General features: G+C 43.6%; 3 protein-coding genes. 2 read left to right on the top strand and 1 reads right to left on the bottom strand.

Translation table 11 applies throughout. From position 1 onward, the window contains the following. The first annotated feature begins 501 nt into the window (after positions 1 to 501). Both mgtE and G1O98_RS37070 read left to right on the top strand, forming a co-directional pair. Positions 502 to 1,854 carry a magnesium transporter gene (mgtE, locus tag G1O98_RS37065; RefSeq protein WP_163939298.1) on the top strand — a complete coding sequence of 451 codons (1,353 nt, stop codon included), beginning with the start codon at positions 502 to 504 and terminating at the stop codon, positions 1,852 to 1,854. 102 nt (positions 1,855 to 1,956) lie between these two features. Next, the gene (locus G1O98_RS37070; protein WP_163939301.1) at positions 1,957 to 2,985 is read left to right on the top strand and encodes an aspartate carbamoyltransferase catalytic subunit; all 1,029 of its coding nucleotides are present in this window, start codon (positions 1,957 to 1,959) and stop codon (positions 2,983 to 2,985) included. A 37-nt stretch (positions 2,986 to 3,022) separates the two neighbouring features. Here the strand turns inward: G1O98_RS37070 and G1O98_RS37075 are convergent. Next, the coding region (locus G1O98_RS37075) for a hypothetical protein (RefSeq protein ID WP_175587024.1) at positions 3,023 to 4,474 on the bottom strand (1,452 nt) is incomplete at its 5' end.

Here is a 4,474-nt window from a genome sequence, read left to right on the forward strand (position 1 = left end):
CATTCAAAATACTACTTTTGATTTTCCGTCTCTTCAGATGTACGGAGCTTTTTCAAAAATCAAATACTAATCCTATATCAGCCTTTATATAGAAATCCTATTTTATTTTTGTCCAGGTAACTATGCATGAAGTTGCTTGATACAAAATACTACTTATTACTGTTGTAAATATTTTGACTCTGTGAATTTTGCGAGTAAATTCCTTTATTGGCTTGACATAGCTTCTAGCAGTAGTAAAATCTACTTTAAGTACACAAAAATTACCTAAAATTTAGGGCAATTAAATTAGTCAGAAATATTATAGATGCTGAATGCTAATATTCAGTGTCAACCTGAGAGTGCGATTCCGGGTTAGGATGATGACTAGCAATGCCTTAATTTAGATATCGATATTGAATTGTTGAAATTTTATGGGCAATAGTCCACCAGATGGCAGTATCAACCTCCTCTGAGCTGGCGAGGAAGTCTCCCAGCGAGGGGGAGACTTAGGAGATATATCTCATGCTCACACAAGATATTCGTGATTTGCTTACTGATACTACCGATTTAAACCAGTTGAAGTGGGATTTAAATCGCTTGCAACCTGTGGATGTGGGAGATTACATTACACAATTGCCTGAAAAACAACGCGCGATCGCATTCCGTTTACTCAACAAAGCTCAGGCAATCGATGTATTTGAATATCTGCCTACAGAGGTGCAGGAAGAACTAATTAATTCTCTGCATGATGTCCAAGTAGTGCAACTTGTAGAAGCAATGAGTCCCGACGAACGGGCAGAATTGTTTGATGAATTACCTGCTGGGGTAATCAAACGGCTATTGCAAGAACTGAGTCCAGAACAAAGGCAAGCAACAGCAACAATTCTCGGCTATCCAGAAGGCACGGCTGGGCGGGTGATGACAACCGAATATGTCCGGTTGCGGCAAGGATTGACTGTAGGTGAAGCCCTAAGTAAAATCCGCCGTCAGGATGAAGACAAAGAGTCGATTTACTACGCCTACGTTACTGATGACAATCGGACACTAGTGAGAGTAGTTTCACTGCGCCAGTTGCTATTTACCTTTCCCGATGTTTTCATCAAAGATATTTCTAGCGATCGCGTCATCAAAGTTAGAACTGAAACTCCTCAAGAAGAAGTGGCGCGAATCATGCAGCGCTACGACTTAATCGCTATCCCGGTTGTTGATCGGGAAGACCGATTGGTTGGCATTGTCACCATTGATGATGTCATGGATATTTTGGAAGAGGAAGCCACAGAAGATATCCAAAAACTCGCGGGTGTGAGTGGTGATGAAGCGGCTTTATCCTCTCCCCTACTCACCATCCGCAACCGCTTGCCTTGGCTGTTGGGCATCATGGCTATGTATATTGGTGCAGCCAGTGCGATCGCGCCTTTTCAATCTGTAATTGCCGCAGTGCCAGTTTTAGCAGTAATCATGCCAATTTTTTCTAACACTGGTGGTACTGTCGGTATTCAATCATTAACGGTGACAATTCGCGGCTTAGGGGTGGGTGAGGTAACACCCAAAGACACTTTGAAAATTCTCCGCAAAGAACTTCTAGCTGGTTTAGGTACAGCTCTCGCTTTAGCCACAACGATGATCCTGCTTTCCTTAATTTGGGCACGACCCCAAGAGCGATGGGTGGCTTTAATTGCCGGAATGGTAATGGCAACTAATACAATTGTGGCTGTTACACTCGGCACTTTACTGCCAATGGCTTTGGAACGACTGAAACTTGATCCTGCTTTGGTTAGTGGCCCGTTAGTGACTACAATGCTAGATACAATTGGATTTTTAACGTTCCTCAGCTTAATTTCTCTAGCTTTAAACGTTTTCCATTTACCAACTTGAAGGGATTGGGCATTGGGCATGGGGCATTGGGCATTGATTACTCCCTTATCTCCCCCAGTCCTTCAGTTCCAATCACCAGTCTCCAGTCCCCAGTTCCAAAATATGCCTACTACCACCTGGAATCGTCATCACATTCTTTCCCTAGCCGACTTCACTACCACTGAATACGATACTGTTTTGCAAACTGCTGCCAGTTTTCAAGAGGTGCTATCGCGGCGGACGAAGAAAGTGCCAACTTTGCAGGGACAGGTGGTGGCGAATTTATTTTTTGAATCTTCTACCCGGACTCGCAGCAGTTTTGAACTCGCGGCGAAACGTTTAAGTGCGGATACGCTAAACTTTGCTGCCGCTACATCTTCGATGACTAAGGGAGAAACAATTCTCGACACGGCGAAGACTTATTTGGCCATGGGAACTGATATTATGGTAGTCCGCCATCGAGAGGCAGGAGTACCAAATGCGATCGCGGCTGAAATGGATCGTTTAGGTGTACGAGTTAGTGTCCTTAATGCTGGTGATGGTCAACATGAGCATCCTTCCCAAGCACTGCTAGATTTATTTACCATAAGTACTCTAATTGACCCAGCTAGCCCCCGACTGGAACTTTTAAAGGGGAAAAAAATTGCCATTGTTGGAGATATTCTTCATTCTCGCGTGGCGCGATCGAATATTTGGAGTTTAATCGCCAGTGGAGCCGAAGTCCATCTGGCAGCACCACCAACCCTCTTACCCAAATTATTTGCCGAGTACATTTCTGAAGAGTTAGGAGTCAGAAGTCAGGAGTTATCCCCCCACTTCCCCACTCCCCCACTTTTTCTACATTGGCAGCTAGAACCAGCTTTACAAGATGCCGACTTTGTGATGACTCTGCGCCTACAAAAAGAGCGTATGACAGCTCATTTATTGCCAAGTTTGCGAGAATATCATCAGCTATTTGGCATTACACGTACAAAATTGCAACTTTGTAAACCTAATGTTAAAGTTTTGCATCCAGGCCCCGTTAACCGTGGTGTTGAAATTAGTTCTGAATTGATGGATGATCCAGAATTTAGTCTTATTCAATCGCAAGTTACTAGCGGTATCGCCGTTCGCATGGCGCTACTATATTTGTTAGGTAGCGGCAAAGCTTAATCCAAACAATAGATTTTCACCTGAGAATTGGCAGATTTTACCCACCCAAAGTCCGAGTATAAATTACCTGGCCTTGAGAATCATAAAGGATAAGGGACAGGTTGGCATTGTCACTAATTACAGCTAGAGCTTCTCGTAAGATTTGCAAGTGATTGGTAACATCAACAGCAGTACTAGAATTCTCAGAATAAGGATTAGCCAAGTTATTTTGTCTTACTTGGTCATACTCAGAAGTTAACCGGACAGTAATTCCTGCATTGTCTATGTTAAAGGTACAAATCTGAATTTCATTAATACAAGTTTTATCCAAGTCAGTACGGGTTTGTTGCAAACTACTAACAACTTGTACTTTTTCTTGTGCTTGTTTGAGGGCTGTTGAATAGGGTTCGATGAGGGACTGAGCTTGATTGTAGTACAAGCTATCTTGGGAAATTTTTTTAACAGTTTGCAAAGCCTGATCCCAGTATGTAGCAGCTGCTTGCCATTGGTTTTGTTGCTCATAAAGCTTGGCTTGCTTGGCGGTGCTAAGAACTTGTTGGTAGGTTTTAACAGCTAATTGTTCCTTAGTCGCGCGATCGCGTGCCGCCATCAGTTTAGGTTTATAATCTACCAACAGCTTTTCAGCTTCTTGGTATCTAGGGCTAGTTAAAGGAATACTATTCAAAGCATTAATCGCCACCAGCCAAGTAGACCGCACCTTTTGCCAATCATTCAAAGATTTAGCAGTACCTTCTTGCTTCTCGGCAGCACTAGCTACAGCTTTTGCTGCTGTTAGTTTTTTGAGCCATTTTTCCTCAGTAAATATCTGCTGATTTACAGCGTGCAAACGAACTCGATAATTAATCAATTTCCCTTGCACTAGCCCATAGAGTTCACTGTCGGGACTTATAGTTTCTAGTGGTGCTATAGCCTGTCGCCACAAGTGTTGCCTAGCTTGTAATTCCTCTAGACTATGTGCAGGAGTTTGAACTTTTTGTGTCGCCAAAGATCCTGTCTGCAAAGCCTTGACCACCTGGTTGATTTTTTCTGACCGTCTAGACAAACTTGCTTTTAGTTCTTCTGACACCTGGGAACGAGGCGACCAACTAGGAATTGCATTCAGAGCTGTACTGACTGCCGTAAGTTGCTGTTGTACAGCTACTAATTCTTGTTCAGACTTGGCACGGCGTATCAGTTGTGGAGATTTTGTTTTTAATCGCTCGGCATTTTGTATTTCTTTACACTCCGACATAACACAAGGACGAGTCAAGAAGTAAGCACCACCGCCTAAGATGACAATTCCCGCTAAGGCTACACCCAGCAGCATGGGTTTGATTGCGAATGCTTTTGAAATCGGCAAATTCGGCGCATCTGCAAACGGGTCAAACAGTTCCTCTTCTTCTGTCTCACTTGATGAGCCAGAAGAAGAGGCACTGTGTGCCCCGTTTGCAGATGCGCCGAAGTTGCGGAGTTCAAAAGCAGTCGGAATCACCGCCATGCTGCTGGGGGG

Source organism: Nostoc sp. UIC 10630 (assembly GCF_010747425.1).
Classification (GTDB): domain Bacteria; phylum Cyanobacteriota; class Cyanobacteriia; order Cyanobacteriales; family Nostocaceae; genus Nostoc.

What these genes read in the sequence shown, in the direction of transcription:
- G1O98_RS37070 (WP_163939301.1), top strand. Translation starts at nt 1,957, where the DNA reads ATGCCTACTACCACCTGGAATCGTCATCACATTCTTTCCCTAGCCGAC.
- mgtE (WP_163939298.1), top strand. Translation starts at nt 502, where the DNA reads ATGCTCACACAAGATATTCGTGATTTGCTTACTGATACTACCGATTTA.